Annotated in this window: 12 protein-coding genes and 1 pseudogene; 6 read left to right on the forward strand and 7 right to left on the reverse strand. The window is 52.8% G+C overall.

Features of this window, described 5'->3' with window-relative positions:
- The first annotated feature begins 92 nt into the window (after positions 1-92).
- From M3090_RS12850 to M3090_RS12875, 6 genes and pseudogenes are all read left to right on the forward strand, one after another.
- Positions 93-971 carry a hypothetical protein gene (locus M3090_RS12850; RefSeq protein WP_249056895.1) on the forward strand — a complete coding sequence of 293 codons (879 nt, stop codon included), beginning with the start codon at positions 93-95 and terminating at the stop codon, positions 969-971.
- Positions 972-1,317: 346 nt separating this feature from the next.
- Positions 1,318-1,515: pseudogene (locus M3090_RS12855) on the forward strand (N-acetyltransferase); the annotation flags it as partial.
- Positions 1,516-1,847: 332 nt separating this feature from the next.
- On the forward strand, positions 1,848-3,794 hold the full coding sequence (locus tag M3090_RS12860; RefSeq protein ID WP_410553257.1) for a DNA topoisomerase IV subunit B: 1,947 nt from the start codon (positions 1,848-1,850) through the stop codon (positions 3,792-3,794).
- 32 nt (positions 3,795-3,826) lie between these two features.
- A complete protein-coding gene (locus M3090_RS12865; protein ID WP_249056897.1) occupies positions 3,827-4,675 on the forward strand; it encodes a virulence RhuM family protein in 849 nt (282 codons plus the stop codon).
- Positions 4,672-5,184, forward strand: coding sequence for a pantetheine-phosphate adenylyltransferase (gene coaD / locus M3090_RS12870; protein WP_249056899.1), 513 nt, complete (start codon positions 4,672-4,674; stop codon positions 5,182-5,184). The genes M3090_RS12865 and coaD overlap by 4 nt, the downstream gene beginning before the upstream one ends.
- Positions 5,185-5,335: 151 nt before the next feature.
- A complete protein-coding gene (locus M3090_RS12875) occupies positions 5,336-6,976 on the forward strand; it encodes a S41 family peptidase (protein WP_249056902.1) in 1,641 nt (546 codons plus the stop codon).
- 69 nt (positions 6,977-7,045) lie between these two features.
- Here the strand turns inward: M3090_RS12875 and M3090_RS12880 are convergent, their stop codons facing one another.
- The 7 genes from M3090_RS12880 to M3090_RS12910 form a co-directional block, all read right to left on the reverse strand.
- Entirely contained in the window at positions 7,046-7,729 is a 684-nt protein-coding gene (locus tag M3090_RS12880) for an MIP family channel protein (protein WP_249056904.1), read from the reverse strand.
- 84 nt (positions 7,730-7,813) lie between these two features.
- Positions 7,814-8,887: a family 43 glycosylhydrolase gene (locus tag M3090_RS12885; protein WP_249056905.1), complete on the reverse strand. Its 1,074-nt coding sequence runs from the start codon at positions 8,885-8,887 to the stop codon at positions 7,814-7,816.
- Positions 8,888-8,946: 59 nt separating this feature from the next.
- Positions 8,947-11,430: a discoidin domain-containing protein gene (locus M3090_RS12890; RefSeq protein ID WP_249056907.1), complete on the reverse strand. Its 2,484-nt coding sequence runs from the start codon at positions 11,428-11,430 to the stop codon at positions 8,947-8,949.
- 74 nt (positions 11,431-11,504) lie between these two features.
- A complete protein-coding gene (locus M3090_RS12895) occupies positions 11,505-12,590 on the reverse strand; it encodes a family 43 glycosylhydrolase (RefSeq protein ID WP_249056909.1) in 1,086 nt (361 codons plus the stop codon).
- A gap of 116 nt (positions 12,591-12,706) precedes the next feature.
- A complete protein-coding gene (locus M3090_RS12900) occupies positions 12,707-14,554 on the reverse strand; it encodes a GH116 family glycosyl hydrolase (protein WP_249056910.1) in 1,848 nt (615 codons plus the stop codon).
- A gap of 249 nt (positions 14,555-14,803) precedes the next feature.
- Positions 14,804-16,174 carry a BT_3987 domain-containing protein gene (locus tag M3090_RS12905; protein ID WP_249056913.1) on the reverse strand — a complete coding sequence of 457 codons (1,371 nt, stop codon included), beginning with the start codon at positions 16,172-16,174 and terminating at the stop codon, positions 14,804-14,806.
- A gap of 33 nt (positions 16,175-16,207) precedes the next feature.
- Positions 16,208-18,178, reverse strand: coding sequence for a RagB/SusD family nutrient uptake outer membrane protein (locus M3090_RS12910; protein ID WP_249056914.1), 1,971 nt, complete (start codon positions 18,176-18,178; stop codon positions 16,208-16,210).
- Between the last annotated feature and the right edge of the window lie 147 nt (positions 18,179-18,325).

Consider the following 18,325-nt stretch of genomic DNA (forward strand, 5'->3'; position numbering starts at 1 on the left):
TTATAACATCACAAATTTCAACAAACACAAATAAATCTGTATTTTTGTCGATAGCAACAAGTTTATTTATTTACATAATGAAAAATACGCTTATGAAAACAAAAAACATTTTGGCGACGATGCTGATGCTGTTCGCCACCATCGGATTTACAGCTTGCGGCGATGACGAAGAAAGCCTGCCGCCCCTCAACCCCACCTTCGAAGCGGTCAGCGGGAAATACACCGTCACGACCTCCGGCAGCCCTTACGAAAGCATAGAACTGACCGTGAGCGGCAACTACATCATCACTACCGACAACGCAGCCCCTTGGGCCGCACCTGCTCCACAAGCCGAAAGTAGCACGGTACGCACCAACTTCCTGTACCGCACGGCGGCTGCCGCACAGACACGCGCCACCAACTACAACGGCATCATCTACGGCCGCTACACCGAGCTAGGCAACAACCGTTTCGCCCTCGAAGGCTTCGGCACGCTGGAGATTGTCTACGGCGAAGACGGTACGGAGATTATCGGATTCGAACTGACGCCCGACGGCGAAGGCCCCGTGTCGCTGTCTGTCAGCAAGGAAACTACCATGCCGGACAGCGATGCGACCGACAAGCTCTGCCGCACGTGGCGGGTGGACAAGATGACCTACGTGTACAGCGAAGACGGGCACGTGCTGGGCGAGTTCACCATCACCGCAGACAACTACAAGGAGTTTGACGACGAGATTGATGGCTTCCCCACAGAAGCCTTGTTCTCGAAGTCGGGCACATACATGGTCTATTATACCGACGGGAGCCTCGGCATCTCTTCGTGGAAATGGAAAGACGAAGCAGCCCTCACCTTCCTCTACGCGTGGGACAACCAATGGTATGACGACGATTTCGCCACGGTCAGCTTCTCCGGCAATACGGCCATGGTCTACGAAGTATATGAAGATTATGGCGAAAAAGAAGAAACTTACACTTACATGACTGCCTTGTAGGCATTACGATATTATAGAGAGAGTCAAGAAACCGATGCCGGCAGGACAGCCGGACAAAAAGGTTCCTTATACATCCCACTAAGGGCGATGGCGGACAAAACGCCCATCGCCCTTTCTTTTCATCCGCTCCACCCCCACGATTCCTGACAACAAGTTAGACGGACACAGATATGCCCGACCTATCGGATTTTTTATAATCTTTGCATCCAAATGCCTACATGAGATTATGGACACACCGGAAAACAACTTGACACTGCCATTGGACGAAGAAAACAACCTGCAAGACACGCCTCAACCCGCCGTGGACTATACAGAGGAGAACATCCGACACTTGGACGACATGGAGCAATACCAGAACAAAGGCGTCAACGCCCTGCTCCTCTCAGACCTCATCCCCGTCTACCAGCAACTGGGCTTCGAATACGCCGAAAGCAACGTCGAACTGGAACTGAACGGCAAGGTACAGGCACAGTGGGACTACTTCAAGACCGAGCAGCACAAACGCCGCCGGGCATTTGTGAAGGAAATCGCACCCGCGACATAAGCATCCACCCATCTCATGCTTGCCACATGAGCCACGACATGTAAAACCATTTTACCTTCCGTCTGCGTTTTCTTCTCCTTCATACCAAATTCCTACCAAAGTCGTTCCAAAGTCGTTCCATGTTCGTCTCCTTAGAAACGAACATGGAACGACTTTGGAACATCCCGGAAGACAATAAAAATACGCTTTTTTTACTTTCGGCCGATATCGGACAAACGTCCCGGCATAAACAGGCCAGTCTTCCGGAAAACCTCTGTGCGTTCGACAAACATACCGACGCCCAACCTATCAAAAAAATTATTATCTTTGCAGTCAAATGCCTACATGAGATTATGGACACACCGGAAAACAACTTAACACTGCCATTGGACGAAGAAAACAACCTGCAAGACACGCCTCAACCTGCCGTGGACTATACCGAGGAGAACATCCGACACTTGGACGACATGGAGCATATCCGTGTACGCTCGGGCATGTACATCGGGCGACTGGGCGACGGCTCGCAGAGCGATGACGGCATCTACGTGCTGCTGAAGGAGACGATAGACAACTCGATAGACGAGTTCAAGATGGGGGCGGGCAAGAAGATTGAAGTCACCATCGAGGACAACCGCCGCGTCAGCGTGCGCGACTATGGCCGAGGCATCCCTCAGGGCAAGCTGGTGGAGGCGGTGAGCAAGCTGAACACGGGCGGCAAATACGACTCGAAGGCATTCAAGAAGAGCGTGGGCCTGAACGGCGTGGGCATCAAGGCGGTGAACGCCCTGAGCACGAGGTTTGAGGTGCGCAGCTATCGTGACGGCAAGGTGCGCGACGTCATCTTCGAACGGGGTGTACTGCAAAGCGACACGACCGAAGATTCTTCCGAAGAGACAGGCACCTACATCTATTTCGAGCCGGACGACACGCTGTTCACGGGCTTCAGCTTCCAGAACCAGTTCGTAGAGAACCTGCTGCGCAACTACACCTATCTCAACACGGGGCTGACCTTCGTCTACAACGGGCAGCGCATCGTCTCGCGCCACGGGCTGGAGGACTTGCTGAAGGACAACATGACCAGCGAGGGCCTGTACGACATCATCCACCTCAAGGGCGAGGACATCGAGATAGCCTTCACCCATACCAACCAATACGGCGAGGAGTATTACTCCTTTGTCAATGGACAACATACCACACAGGGGGGCACACACCAGTCGGCCCTGAAAGAGCACCTGGCGCGCACCATCAAGGAGTTCTACAACAAGAATTTCGACTACTCCGACATCCGCAACGGGCTGGTGGCCGCCATCGCCATCAACGTGGAAGAGCCGATGTTCGAAAGCCAGACCAAGACGAAGCTGGGCAGTAACAACATGTGGCCCGCCATTCCGCAGGAAAACAAACCCGCCGGACCCAGTATCAACAAATACGTAGGCGACTTCGTCAAGACCGAGGTGGACAACTACCTGCACAAGAACCCGCTGGTGGCCGAAGTGATGCTCCAGAAGATACAAGATTCGGAGAAGGAGCGCAAAGCCATAGCCGGCGTCACGAAACTGGCCCGCGAACGCGCCAAGAAGGCCAACCTGCACAACCGCAAGCTGCGCGATTGCCGCTATCACCTGAGCGACGGCAAGGGCAAGGAACAGGAAGCGGAGTCGTGCATCTTCATCACCGAGGGCGACTCGGCCAGCGGCTCCATTACCAAGAGCCGCGACGTCAACACGCAGGCCGTATTCTCCCTGCGCGGCAAGCCGCTGAACAGCTACGGGCTGACCAAAAAGGTGGTGTACGAAAACGAAGAGTTCAACCTCCTGCAAGCCGCCCTCAACATCGAAGACGGCATGGAGGGACTGCGCTACAACAAGGTCATCGTGGCTACGGATGCCGACGTGGACGGCATGCACATCCGCCTGCTGATGATTACGTTCTTCCTCCAGTTCTTCCCCGACCTTATCAAGAAAGGACACGTATATATCCTGCAAACGCCCCTGTTCCGCGTGCGCAACAAGAAGAAGACCACCTATTGCTACACCGAAGAGGAACGCATCCGCGCCATCAACGAGCTGGGTCCCAACCCGGAAATCACCCGTTTCAAGGGACTGGGAGAAATCTCGCCCGACGAGTTCCGCCACTTCATCGGCAAGGACATGCGTCTGGAGCCGGTCAGCCTGCGCAAGACAGACTCGGTGAAGGACATGCTGGAGTTCTACATGGGCAAGAACACGATGGAGCGCCAGAACTTCATCATCGACAACCTGGTGATTGAGGAAGACTTGGTGGAGGAGGAGAATGCCTGACCAACCATCAGCCAACTACAACGACCGGAATCATGGAAGAACTGAATGAAATCATCCTATACCAGCCCGACGAAACCGTCAAACTGGAAGTCCGCATAGAGAATGAAACGGTGTGGCTGACGCAAGCCCAGCTTGTAGAGCTTTTCCAATCCAGCAAAGCCAACATCAGCGAGCACATCAAGCATATCTACGAACAAGAGGAACTGACCGAGGCTGCAACTGTTCGGAAATTCCGAACAGTTCAAAACGAGGGAGGAAGGCAAATCATGCGCAACCGCACGTATTACAACCTGGATGTCATCATCTCCGTAGGTTACCGGGTAAATACCCGCCGGGGCATCGAGTTCCGCCAGTGGGCCAACAAAATCCTGAAAGAATACCTGCTGAAAGGCTATTCATTCAATACGCGCATGGAAAGGTTGGAACAGCGGGTAAGCAAGACAGAGGAACAAATAGCTTTCTTCATACACACGGCACTTCCGCCGGTGGAAGGAGTCTTCTTCGACGGACAGATATTCGACGCCTACGTCTTTGCCGCTAACCTGATTAAATCGGCCAAGCGGTCCGTCGTCCTGATAGACAATTATGTGGATGAATCGGTACTGACTTTGCTCGACAAACGGAAGGGCGGAGTCACTGCCGCCATATATACAGGGAGAATGAACAAAGAACTGCGACTTGACCTGGAACGCCACAATACACAATATGCCCCCATTGATGTGCACATCTGCACAAAGGCACACGACCGTTTCCTGCTGATTGACGACGAAGTGTATCATATCGGGGCATCCTTGAAGGATTTGGGCAAGAAACTGTTTGCCTTCTCCAAAATGCGCCTGACTTCCAACGAATTACTTCAGAAAACAACCGAAAACATATGACCCGAGCCATCTTCCCCGGCACGTTCGACCCCTTCACCGCCGGACATGCCTCCATCGTCCGCCGCGCGCTGACGTTCATCGACGAAATCATCATCGCCATCGGCATCAACGAAAGCAAGCACACGCACTTCCCCCTGGAGCAGCGCAAACGCATGATTGCCGACTATTACAGGCACGAACCGCGCATCACGGTCGAGGCCTACGACGGGCTGACCACCGACTTCGCACGCCAGGCGGGGGCCAACCTCATCGTACGCGGCATACGCACGGTGCGCGACTTTGAATACGAGGAGACCATTGCCGACGTCAACCGGCGACTGACGGGCATCGAGACCATCCTGCTCTTCACCGAGCCGGAACTAACGTGCGTCAGCTCCACCATCGTGCGCGAACTGTTAAGTTTTCAGAAAGACATCACCTCCTTCCTGCCCGAAGGGATGCAAATCGGCCCAACCCCGCCACAGGCACCCGTAGAGGGGGATAAGACCCCGTCAAGGGGAAGGCATTGACACTTGTGCTAAGTGTCGCGAACACCTGTGCTAAGTGTCACCGACACTTGTGCTAAGTGTCACCGACACCTGTGCTAAGTGTCACCGACACCTGTGCTAAGTGTCAGCACCCCCCAAGGAACTCCTGAACAATGTAAAAACAAATAACCTCATGAAAAGAAAAAGAAACATCGCGACCCTTGCCGCCCTCCTGCTGGCCTTCCTCCTCACGGGACAGGCCGGGGCACAAGGCAACATGCCCCTGCGCAAACTCCAGATGGCCGAGTTCGCCATCAGCCGCCTGTACGTAGACTCCGTGGACGAGAACCGGATGGTGGAAAGCGCCATCATCGAGATGCTGGCCCAACTGGACCCGCACTCGACGTACAACAACGCCGAAGAAGTGAAAGCCATGAACGAACCGCTGCAAGGCAACTTCGACGGCATCGGCATCCAGTTCCAGATGATAGAAGACACCCTGCTGGTCATCCAGCCCGTCAGCGGAGGACCCTCGGAAAAGGTAGGCATCCTGGCGGGCGACCGCATCACGGCGGTGAACGATACCGCCATTGCCGGCGTCAAGATGAGCACCGATGACATCATGAAGCGCCTCCGCGGCCCCAAAGGCACGAAGGTGCGCCTCACCGTCGTGCGTCGCGGCGTGGCAGACCCGCTGTCCTTCACCGTGAAGCGCGACAAGATACCCATCTTCAGCCTCGATGCCGCCTACATCATACAGCCCGGCACGGGATACATACGCATCAACCGCTTTGCCGCCACCACGGGCGACGAATTTGCCCAAGCCCTGGAGAAACTCCAGGCACAAGGCATGAAAGACCTCATCCTCGACCTGCAAGGCAACGGCGGAGGCTACCTCAACGCCGCCATCGACCTGGCCAACCAGTTCCTGGGACAGAAAGAACTTATTGTCTACACCGAAGGACGCGCCGAACGGCGACGCGACTTCCTGGCACAAGGCAACGGACGCCTCACCGACGGACGCCTCGTCGTATTGGTAGACGAATACTCGGCCTCGGCCAGCGAAATCGTCACCGGAGCCATCCAGGACTGGGACCGCGGCGTAGTCGTCGGCCGCCGCACCTTCGGCAAGGGACTCGTGCAACGCCCCATCGACCTGCCCGACGGCTCGATGATACGCCTCACCGTGGCACGCTACTACACCCCCGCAGGGCGCTGCATACAGAAGCCCTACGACAAAGACGGCACGGGCGAAGACATGCTCGAACAATATCACCGCGACCTGCTGGACCGCTTCAACCACGGTGAACTGATGCATGCCGACAGCATCCACTTCCCTGACTCACTGAAATACCGCACCCAGCGCCTGCGCCGCACCGTCTACGGCGGTGGAGGCATCATGCCCGACTTCTTTGTGCCTATCGACACCACCCTCTACACCGACTGGCACCGCAACCTCGTGGCCAAAGGAGTCGTCATCCGCAGTACCACGGGCTACATCGAACAGCACCGCCAGGAACTGAAGAAGAAATACAAAGACTTCAAAGCCTTCGACAAGAAATTCGAAATAGACGATGCCTTCATGGCCGACGTCCTGGCCCTGGCCGAGAAAGAAAAAGTCACCTTCGACGAAGCACAGTACAAACGCTCCCTGCCTCTGGTGAAAACCCAGTTGAAAGCCCTCATCGCCCGCGACCTGTGGGACATGAGCGAATATTTCCAGGTGATGAACACCACCGACCGCACCGTGCAGCAAGCCCTGAAAGTGCTGAACGAAGGAGAATACGAACGCATCATGAGCCGGCCCGTACTCCAGCCCCTGCCCGCAGAATAAGACAAGGGGTGTCAAAACAGAGGATTTCACCCTCTCTTTTGACACCCCTTATTTTATGTCAGTCTATTCTTATTTTCTGCTGCTACCTATGGCGTTCCACACCAAAGCACTGACCGCAGCCCCTACCAACGGAGCCACAATGAACAACCATAACTGAGACAAAGCTGCCCCGCCCTCGAACAAAGCCGGACCAATGCTGCGCGCCGGATTGACCGACGTACCGGTAATGGGAATACAAACAATGTGCACAATGACCAACGTCAGACCAATGGCCAGTCCAGCCAGATTTCCTGCTCCTTTCTTGGCATCTGTCGTGCCCAGCACTACCAAAACAAAGATAAACGTAAACACCGCCTCGGCAATGAAAGCCTGCAACATCATGCCATCGGCGTAAGAGTTACAACCAGTAGCCGTCGGCCCGTTATGCGTCCCCACAGCCACCAACAGCCAAAGAATGGCCGAACCGATAATGGCGCCAATCACCTGGAACAACATGTACATGCCTGCATCCTTACCTGTCATACGGCCAGATAGCCAGACTCCCAGCGTGATGGCGGGATTAATGTGGCATCCGGAAATGCCGCCAATAGTATAAGCCATAGCCACTACAGCCAATCCGAAAGCCAAAGCTACTCCCAATGTTCCTACACCTGCGCTCACTGCGCCTGCTGCGTTGCCCGCAAAGATGGCACTGCCACAACCCACCAATACAAGGACCATAGTCCCCACCATTTCAGCTAAATACTTTTTCATAAGCCTGATGATTTTAAAGTTTATACGTCCCAAATATACGGATTTATCAGAAAAGTTATGCTTCCTGCCACAAAAAAAATAGCCTTATTTATGGTTTATCACCGGTACTTCGGCAGAAGTGGAAGGCACACCCCTTCCCATGACCGGCCATCCGTCTACCCAGTCCACACGGTCCAGGCTGACACTGCGTCCATCGTTACCATCCTCCCGCGGCTTGTAATATGCGTGATACAGCATCCACGTCTGGTGCGCATCGTCTTCCTGCAAAATGGAGTTATGCCCGGTGCCGCGGAAAGAATTGTCTTCGGTACCATGCAGCAGCAGTTCATCGCCATTCTCCAACATCGGTTTGCCGGCCTTGTTCACATAAGGCCCGAATAGACTTTTCGAACGGCCTACCACGGTAGTATAAGTGCTCCGGATACCTTCGCAACAGGAACCTCGTGAAGCAAACAGATAATAGTATCCGCCACGTTTCCACAGGTTGACACCTTCATAGGCATTGCCTGCAATCTTTTGCTTCGTCTCGAGCTTCGGTGTGATGGTCAGGTCATCCGAGACATTCAGTTCTATGATATAAAGGCCACTGAAGCTACCCCACAACATGTAGTACTTGCCATCCTCTTCCCAGAAGAATTGGTCAATGGAGTTTTGCACATTCACATCACGGCTGCTGAATACATAGCCTTTGGGCGTGAACGGGCCTTCTGGCTTATCGGCTATTGCATAGCCTACTGTGCTAAGCCATTCTTCCCCCCAACGGGCCAAGGAATAAAACAACACGTACTTCCCCTTGACGTATCGTATCTCGGGCGCCCACAGGCTGGCAGGTTTGTCCGTAACCTCGGGCGGGAAAGCCGGACGAGTAGCTTCCGTAAAAACAGTGCCCACAAAAGTCCAATGCACCAAATCGTCAGACTTATAGATGGGCATATTGCGCGTGTCTTCCGTCCCATACAAATAATACGTCCCGTCTGCCACCCTGATACAAGTAGGGTCGGGAGCCGAATACGCAATAACAGGGTTATGATATACCTCTCGGTTTTCTCCGAAGGCAGAAAGACTTTCACCAGCCTCAATCTTTCCCTTTGCTGGTGATGCCGTTGATACTGAAAAGGCTATCGCTGTCAGACAGACCATTCTAATTCCAAGTTTCATACTCTAAATCTATTTAAAAAATGAATAATATAAGTCAGAAAACATTCGGCCCATTCGGGTCAGTTCTTCTCCAGTCTCAGCATTTTTTCCTGGAAAGGAATCGGATAAGCACTCAACCAAACCTCCGGACGAATAGACTGTCCGGAAATGACGCCTTCACGCACACCGTCATCCGGCCTGTCCGTGTTCGTATAATTCAGGTTCCGGTTCAGTGCAAGAACATAAGCTTCAATCTTTTTGCCAACCATGTCTTGCGTCAAAGGCAAATAGTACGTATAATTCCTGTCGCGATTGGCACTTCTGTATTCCCATGTGTTTGAAGTGAAAGAAGGCGCCCGGTCGGGACAGCCCACGTACTTGCCGTCTATCTTGAAGGAAGCCCAAGCCCCCTCTTCGCCGTGATAACCATTGACAGCTACACACAAATAGCCTCCTTCGGGAACTTCGTCCAAGACGAACTCTGTCTTCCATGCCTTCATGGCCTGGCACGTAGCACTGCCATAAGGGCGGAACAGATTGGAAGCACGCCAACTGCCATTGTCCACTTTCCTGCCATCTTTATACCCCGTCACTTCAGACAAACGGAACGGACAGGGGGAGAAGCGCACATAGCGGATGCTGTCCATACCCCGCAAATCAATCCGCATCTTCGGAGACGCCATGAAAACCACCTGCTTCCAATGCTTCAGGTCGGAAGACACGTATGCCTCTACACCTTCATACGACTTCAGAGGAGTGATGGAATATTCGTCAAAAGACTCAATGACCAAGCTATCCAATTCCCGACTCTCTCCCATGTCCAAGTGAAAACCCGATTCGCCAAAGGGCCGTATGTCGCCCCAGCGCATGGCAATGGAAAAGCCCGTGGAAGTATCGCCGTCAAACAGATAACGGTCCCAAATCTCACGCTCTTTAAACAACCGCTGACCAAAGAACGCGTCACGGGCGGCCTTCACCTGAGGAACAGCCGTCTCTCCCGAGCGTTTCAGCGAACGTACTTCCAATGCATTATTGTCGGCTGCAAAGCAAGTGGCATAGTACAAAGCTTCCGCGTCATCGGGAACCTCCTGGCAGACCTCCAAATCAGCCAACTTGCGATAAGGCGGCAACGCCAGGCGTGCCCCCTCGAAACGAACCGCCACCTCGCGCCCGTTCAGTAACCGGCGAGCCTGCTCCCCGTCAATCTGCGCAGACTTGAACAGGTCTTTGCCCTTCTCCAACCTAACCTTATATCGTTCGCCGGGCTTGCCCAACAAGCGCACCTCGGTCACCCGACCAGCCCGGTCGTTTATTATCTGATAAGGAATTCCACTTAGAGCCACCACATCTTTCTCCGGTTCCGTAGTCAACTTAACCATCGCCACCCGGAAAGGCAAAACTTCTACTTCCAGTTCCGAACCATAAGCATGTTTGCCCAAATCATAAATATAAGGATGATACAAACGTGCCTGAACCTCCTTGCCCTGCTCCATCAATCCGGTTTCTTCCGACAAGCTGAGCCGATAAGTCACCTTTTCCCACGACAAGTTGCGCAAGGTGACGAACTGAGTCTTTCCGTCCCCTCTTGCCACAGCCCCTTCACCATACCTTTCCGACGGCAGTTCCTTACCATCCACCAAGATATTTCGATAATCGCGGTGCAGATTATAAATATAAGCCAGATAAGGAAATTCTTCATCTTTCAGCAACCAAGGATTGGCATAGATTTGCGGAGCCAGTATCAAATTACGGTTAAAAGCCTGCAACACCAAATCATCTTCCCAATAATCCAGACAAGAAGACAAACAAACACCATGATCTTCCGTCAGGCGCGTCAATCCGTCAGGCGCTTTTCTGGCCAAAGCCCGAGCCCGGTGATGAGGCGCCGTCACTTCATTGGTCATAAACACATCTACATACGTCTCCTCGCCACCCAGCAAGAAAGTAGTTGAATATTTGTTCGCCGGGCCTAAGTCCAGACGATGATTCAGCAAAATAAACGAAGGGTCTAAAGCCCGGATACCTTTCATCATACGTTCGAAATAGCCATACTTCTCTGGCCGCAACTGCCCACAAACGGCGTCCATCTTGAAAAGCCCGAAGTCATATTTCCCCACCAGCTCTGTCATCATATCAATACGTTCTTCTGCTTCTGCGGGCGAATAGCCAAAACCATCGGGGCCACACCACACCCCGAAACGTGTACCCATGGCCGAAGCCTGAGCACAGACAGCACCCAAACCGTTTGGAAACTGCTCCGCAAAACGCGTCGACCGCGTACTGCCATAACGCTTGGCTCCATCCAAAGCTCCGGCATCGAAAGCATAAATGTCCAACTGCATACCGTAACGGTCGTGCAGCCACTGAAAGAAATCCAGATTGATACGCGTCTGCTCTTCCGTAGGGCCTTCATTGGTATTGTTTATCCAAGAGAAATACTCCGAACGCGAAGGCGTACTTTCATCAGCTCCCCCCACAGGGAAAGACTGTCCTTGCACAGCAAACGAAGATGCACAGAGCATCACACTCAGCAGTGCTACCTTTTTCTTATGTGTCGTGTTCATGCGATAATGTTGTTATCAAAAAAGCAAAAATAAACATTTTCCTCCAAAAAAACGGAAACACACCCGAACAAAATCTATTTATTATGGATAACAGGCACTTCTGCCGATACAGAAGGAGTACCAGTATTTACAGAAGGCCACCCTTCATAATTCCAGCGAACCATGTCAAGGCTGATGCTACGCCCGTTGTCACCACTCGGCGTAGGCTGATAATAAGCATGATAAAGCATCCAGGTCTGCCCCGCATCGTCCAACTGCAGGATAGAGTTATGTCCAGTACCTTTGAATGTATTGTCAGAAGTGCCGGACAAGATAACTTCATCCTGATTATCCAACATCTGTCCGCCCGACTTGTTAAGGTAAGGGCCCTTCAAACTCTCCGAACGGCATACCACCGTCTGATACGTACTGTTGATACCCTCACAACAAGAACCACGCGAAGCGAACAGGTAATAATAACCGCCACGTTTCCATACATTCACACCTTCATAGGCATTGCCCGCCACCTGCAACTGAGTCTCCATTTTAGGAGTGATGATTGACAAATCATCCGCCACGTTCAATTCCACGATATAAATCCCGTGGAAACTGCCCCAAAGCATATAGTACTTGCCATCTTCTTCCCAGAAGAACTGGTCGATGGAGTTCTGAACCCCCATTTGTTCACTGGTAAACACATAACCCTGAGGAATAAAAGGGCCTTCGGGACTGTCGGACAAAGCATAGCCCACCGTGCTGAGCCACTCTTGTCCCCACTTGGCCAACGAATAGAACAGCACATACTTGCCTTTGATGTAGCGAATCTCGGGTGCCCACAAGCTAGGATCATCGTAACTGACAGACGTAGGAAAATCGGGGCGGGTAGCCTCCGTAAACGCCGTCCCCACAAAAGTCCAGTTCACCAAATCGTCTGACTTGTAAATTGGCATATTACGCGTATCTTCCGTCCCATACAAATAATAAGTGCCATCGGCTGCACGGATACAAGTGGGATCTGGAGCCGAGTATTTAATCACAGGGTTCCAATAGAGCTCCTCAGTCTCTTCGCCCCCTCCACCGCCGCCGGGAGGATCGACCGCCGAATCATCGGAAGAATCGCCACAGCCGGCCAATGAAGACAGGAAAAACACAGCGCACAATAACGAGAAAATCTTTTTCATATTAAGCATTATATTGAATATGGTTTTATGGTACTTCTAATATTTCTCAACTATTTCAGGCCTCATCCGGTTGAGATATTCTAATTCTCAATAACATCATCACCCTTTCCCAAACACTAAAAAACAACTCCCGGATGTACCAATCCAAAATAAACAACGCCAAACAACGCGGCGTTCCATCCCTGAATATGGAATCCCAGATTTTCACCGGTCAAGCTGTTGATATGCTCATTGGCCGACCAATCGCCCGAAGCGACAATATCGGCATATCCCACCCGCTTGATAATATCAATGGCCTCATCGCGCTTACCCAAACAGATACGCGCCCAGCAATCCATAAAATTGACCCAAGGCCACACGGCCCCATTGTGATAAGTCGCCGGTTCATACCCAAACTCCTTCGGATAATAAGGGGAAGTCTCGGCTACCCCATAAGGAGTCAGGCTCATCTCGTTCAAAGAATGGATGATCGAAAAGGCCCGTTCTTCCGGCACCACATCCCAAAGGATGCCTATGGTCTGGTCTTCCAACAACCTGTCGTTCACACTCCCGTCTTTCCATAACTGGCAATAATACTGACCATTCCACAAACCTCCATTCTTAGTATCCTTGTTAATAGTTTCAAATCCCTTGGTGTAAGCCTCCTCAAAACGTTTTACTGCTGCCGGATCGCCACATTCTTTACCCAAATAAATCATCTGCTTCAAAGCTGCCAAATAAATCAGGCATGAAAAAGGCGAGTAGGCACGGTCACTTACTCCAGACACATCTTTCCAATCGCCCCAATACGACACCTGCTTAGGCAAGCCTATGCCATCCTTGTCACGCGATATCAACCATTCCATCACCCTCTTCAAGACCGGCCAATAATCCTTCAATTCATCTTTCTCATGATAAAACTGGTAGAAACGGGCTACACGCAAAATCAGGAAAGCGTTGATGTCCAAATCGTCTTCTCGATCAATCAAAGGTAATATCGTGGTGGGCATCTTTCCGGAAGATATCACAGATGCCAAGCATTCTTCAATCATCTTGCGCTCGGCTTCCTTGAAAAACGCCAGGTGCACCCAAGTCGTCCAATAGCTGTCACGCGGATTCAGCTCCCTATATCCCAACGTCAGCAACTCGCCTTTCTTGTTGTAACGGGTCAACGAAATGGCAGGAACCATATACCAGCGCAGATAGGTATCCACTTCTTCATCTCCACTGCGCGGGATTGCATCAGAGAACTCTGCTGTTTTCGTCTCCAGAACATCCCACATCCTAAAGGCATAATCCACAACCTCATCCACCGTTGCAAATTGATTGGCCGATATCCAATTCTCATCGTACAAGGACAATACGATACGGAACCTCTTTCCCTCTTTTCCCTCCAAACAAACAGGGATACGAATCATATTCCCTTGCCTGTCTAATTCTGCATCGACAGCAACCATAAACTTTTTATTCCCGACAGCACAAAATCCGTCTGAAGCTTTGGATTCCAAAGAGTCGCACACCTCGTTAGCCCAATCCAACGTCAAGAAGAAAGCATCCTGTTTCTTACCGGGATTCTCGCACTCTACTTCCAACATCAAGACAGGCAACGAGGACAATTCCAAATCATTCAAACCTAAAGGACAGAACGTTTTAAACCTGACGGAAGAAGCAATCAAATCGGATTCCTGATACTTCGCTTCTACCATCGGGAAACAACGGTTCACCTCCTTTTTTCTAAAATGCGAAAGCTTTTCCGACCTGCCATCTTTCTCAACCCGGACTTTAAATTCGCCACGATTGACAAGCCAACCGCCCAACTTTCCTTCATTCTGAAGAATCTGCCCAAACATATCGCCTTGCTCAGACACATTGGTCGTTAAAGCAAAATTCGCAATAGGATATCCGCCGGCCACCGGCTTGCGTTCTGCATAGACATTCATACAGACCACAAACAGGATCAACGTCATCAGATATCTTATATTCATTGGTTCTTGCATACGCTATGATTCTTTTAATACCTTTGTTTCTTCTATATAAACTCTATTCATCATTATCAAATCTAACTCAGCATTACATGTTTCGTTACGTTATGACTTTCTAAACAAGCCGGGGAACCTACTTGTTCAGTCTACGGGCCGGTGCCCGCCAAACAAAGATTTCAGTAACCTGTGCGTAAAAAAGGCGGCCTTACGAAGCAGAACCCGCAAAGCCGCCCCCTCTCACACTATTTGTCCTCAATCTTCGCCATAGAAGTAAGCCTCAGCCACGGCTATGGCATTGCCCGTACCGTTATCACGCCAGGAGTTGACAAACTCCAGCTTCACGTAACGGCCTCGGGTGGGTGTCACATCGAAAATTTGTTCACCATCCTTCGCTTCAACGGTGAAAGAAGCAGTGGGCTGCCCCCAGTCTTCGCCGTCCGAGCTGACGTAAACATTCACGTCACGCACGTCCTTATACGATGACGACGCACGTTGCACGATGCCCACCTGCGTGAATTCACGTTCTGTCTGCGAATCCACTATGAACCAATGGGGCAACGTATTGTCCGGCGAACTTTGCCAACTGGCGTGCCAATAGGTATTGATATCGCCGTCAATGGCATCCAGGAACCTTCCGTTAGCATCGCCTTCGCCGGTCAGTTCTTCCGAGCAGCCTGTGGCGGTCCATCCCGAGCGGTCAAAGCGTTTGCCGACGAGGCGCACCACCGGCGCCCACAAAGAAGCGTCGGCCGAAAGCTCAAAGCGGCTCACGTCGCTCAAGCGCAAAGGCAACATAAAGTAACCCGACTTGGCGTCGCCAAAGTCTGTGATGCTGATGTCAACGGTCGCATCTTGCGCGTCGGCCGTCAAAGTAACATTTCCGGGAATGCTGTACGTTCCCTCCGCAGGTATCTGATAATTTGTGTTGTGTTCTTCATTGTATGCTGCTACGTAATCTTTATCCAAGGTGACGGCGGCCGACACTTCCCAAGAGTTCTGCACGGTCAGCAGGCCGAAGGCATTAGAAGCGCTGAATGCCCCGCTCGTGAAGTCATGGTTATAGACTTGCACGCCCGCCGTGCGGAATCCCACAGGCGGCGTCACCACGCCGTCGAAAAGCATGATATACGAATCTTTCTCGCTGTTGACGGAATCGTTCTCGCTCACAGCACGCAGCGGCAGGAGCCAGCGCGTGTCTTCCGTCTCGGCCTCCATCGCCTCTTTCACTAAGGCGGCGTCCACCGAAACCGTCACCTGCTTGCTCGTTTCCGAGCCGCCGAAAGCCAGTTCCAGCTGGTCGATGGAGTAGCAGTCCGAAGGGATAATCCGGTAAGGGATTCCCTCGTTAAGACTGTACATCTCGTCCACTTCAGCCTGCGAGATGGTTTCGATGCTCACCTCGGCGCCCAGCGAAGGGTCGCTGCCAGCCTTGCACACCGAGAAAGTGTAATCGGCCGGCTCGCCTGTATTATAGAGCGTGACATTCTGCTCGCCGCTCTCCAAGATATAGAGAATCTTGTGATATTCGGCGGGAAACATATCCTGTATGTCGTCTTCGGCGCAGCCCGACAACAGCGGGGCCAGCGACAAAGAGAACAGTGCGGTATAAACTAATTTCTTCATGGTCGTTCTTTTATTATGTTATACGTTCGTTCCTCAATAACCCGGCGCCTGCACCAAGTTCGGGTCGGAATAGATTTCTTCGTTGTGAATGGGATAGAGATACATGCGGTCGTCCCAGGAGAAGGTCTGGTCGACAACGACCGGCGTGTTGAACGATTCGAACGAAGGATTGCTCTGCATGGAGTTCAGGCCCCGGTAATGGTTCTTCATCATGGTCTGGTCTCCCCACACGTTGCGGCGGATTTCCAACTGACGATGTACTTCGAAGTAGAACTCGTTGGACCATTCGTCCAGCACCACTTCCAGCAACTGCCCGTCGCCGCTCACTTCGTCCACGCTGACGGCCGGCACGCCTGCACGCTCGCGCACCCGGTTCAGGTAGCTCACGCCCTCGTCCAAGTGTTGGTTCAGGCGGGCGTCGCACTCCGCCAGCATCAGGTAAAGGTCGGCCAGGCGGAACAGAGCCCACGTGTGGTTGTAGCCTTCGCTCGTGTTATTGCCCTCGTCGATGCCGGTAAAGCGGACGTTGGGGTGCACCATCTTGATGTTGTAGAAGCCCGTCTGCGACTGGTTGTTGGCGCCGAAGTTCGGATTATACCCGTTCTCTCCGGATTCGCGCATACGCAGGATCAGGTTCTTGCCGTTCTTCATGACCGGCGAATACTCGCCCCCGTCGAAGCCAATCCACGCATAGAAGCGGGGTTCGCGGTTGACGCACAGGTTGATCACCTCGGGCGTGTCGCGCCCGTCGTCGTCGCGGAGCTTGATGCCGGACGACTGGAACCACTGCGATTCGGGCGTAAAGTCCGCATCGTCGGCCGGCTGCTTCCCGTTTTCCGTATAGAAGCTCTCCACCGCATGGAGCGTCGGGCTGATCCATCCCCAGCCGCCGCGCAACACGCCGTTCTGGTCAGTAATGACATAGTGGGGCATACTGGAATAATCCACGTCGGGAGCGATGTTCAACATGCCCCAAATGGCCTCGTTGTTGCCCTGGTCGGGGCCGGTGGTCACCACGTAGCGCATCAGCATCACCCGCTTCGCAAACTCCTCGCCTTCCGGTGTCGTGGTATCCACGCCCGGTATCTGCGGCAGGGGAATGCCGTTGGCCTCGCGGCGCGCCTCCGAACCGTCCACGTCGAACAAGGCATGTCCGGCAGCCTCGGCCTCCTGGATGGCTTCCAAGCAAGCCTGGCGGGCCACTTCCCATTTCTGAGCATCGTAGGTGCGGCTAATCAGTTCCTTGCCATAGCCCGGCGTCTCGTAGTCCTCGTTCTCCCAGTCGGGGAAGGGGAACTCGCCGTTGAACAGGGGCGAAGCGGCCAGCCAGCGCACGCGGGCCTTCAGGAACTTGGCGGCAGCCTTCGTGGCGCGGCCGTAATACTGCTGGGTGGAATGTACCGCAGGCAGGTTTTGATAGGCCTCGTCGCACAGATTGGCCACGTAGTCCGCGCAATAGTCGAAGTGCGAGCGTCCCGGCATGTCGGCCGGCGCCACGTTCGTGGGAATCACCTCGTCCGTGATGGGAATGGGGCCATAATATATCATCGCCTCGCAATGCAGGTAGGCCTTCAGGAACTGCGCCTCGGCAATGTATTGCGCCTTGGTCTCCGGGCTCAATCCCGGCACCTCTTTCTCGTTGATGTCGCGGATGAACATGTTGCAGTAGCCGATGGAGTTGTAATATTCTTGGAACGCCCCGTAATACGTGTTCATGCCCGTCGGCTGGTTCCACTGGTAACGCTGCGCGTCGCAATTCTGCGGCGAGAGGGCCACCCACTCGTCGCTGCCCTGGCGCAGGTTGTACGGGCGGAAGTTCCTTATCAAGTCGGCGCTCTGTATGGGTCCGTAGCAACCGTACAGATATTCCAAGGCGTCCACCTGCGTCTTCAGGATGTCGTCGCGGTCCACCGTCTCGGGCGGAGCCACGTCGAGGTAATCGCAAGACACTACTCCTGCCATCAACGCGAACGAAGCGGCAAGCGTATAAAATTTCGATTTCATATTGTGATACATAGTTCTAATCTATTTATAAAAAAATCAGTCTGTTCTATCTCTTTTTCTTTCCATTTCTTCCGGTCCCGGAGCCTGCTGCGGACGTCCCTTCGGCTCTTGTCCGCAACGGATGCGCCTCGTGTCCGCCAAAGCCGC

The organism is Bacteroides sp. ET71 (genome assembly GCF_023336905.1).
Taxonomy (GTDB): domain Bacteria; phylum Bacteroidota; class Bacteroidia; order Bacteroidales; family Bacteroidaceae; genus Bacteroides.

What these genes read in the sequence shown, in the direction of transcription:
- M3090_RS12890 (WP_249056907.1), bottom strand. Translation starts at nt 11,430, where the DNA reads ATGAACACGACACATAAGAAAAAGGTAGCACTGCTGAGTGTGATGCTC.
- M3090_RS12875 (WP_249056902.1), top strand. Translation starts at nt 5,336, where the DNA reads ATGAAAAGAAAAAGAAACATCGCGACCCTTGCCGCCCTCCTGCTGGCC.
- M3090_RS12885 (WP_249056905.1), bottom strand. Translation starts at nt 8,887, where the DNA reads ATGAAACTTGGAATTAGAATGGTCTGTCTGACAGCGATAGCCTTTTCA.
- M3090_RS12895 (WP_249056909.1), bottom strand. Translation starts at nt 12,590, where the DNA reads ATGAAAAAGATTTTCTCGTTATTGTGCGCTGTGTTTTTCCTGTCTTCA.
- M3090_RS12860 (WP_410553257.1), top strand. Translation starts at nt 1,848, where the DNA reads ATGGACACACCGGAAAACAACTTAACACTGCCATTGGACGAAGAAAAC.
- M3090_RS12910 (WP_249056914.1), bottom strand. Translation starts at nt 18,178, where the DNA reads ATGAAATCGAAATTTTATACGCTTGCCGCTTCGTTCGCGTTGATGGCA.
- M3090_RS12880 (WP_249056904.1), bottom strand. Translation starts at nt 7,729, where the DNA reads ATGAAAAAGTATTTAGCTGAAATGGTGGGGACTATGGTCCTTGTATTG.
- M3090_RS12865 (WP_249056897.1), top strand. Translation starts at nt 3,827, where the DNA reads ATGGAAGAACTGAATGAAATCATCCTATACCAGCCCGACGAAACCGTC.
- M3090_RS12900 (WP_249056910.1), bottom strand. Translation starts at nt 14,554, where the DNA reads ATGAATATAAGATATCTGATGACGTTGATCCTGTTTGTGGTCTGTATG.
- coaD (WP_249056899.1), top strand. Translation starts at nt 4,672, where the DNA reads ATGACCCGAGCCATCTTCCCCGGCACGTTCGACCCCTTCACCGCCGGA.
- M3090_RS12905 (WP_249056913.1), bottom strand. Translation starts at nt 16,174, where the DNA reads ATGAAGAAATTAGTTTATACCGCACTGTTCTCTTTGTCGCTGGCCCCG.
- M3090_RS12850 (WP_249056895.1), top strand. Translation starts at nt 93, where the DNA reads ATGAAAACAAAAAACATTTTGGCGACGATGCTGATGCTGTTCGCCACC.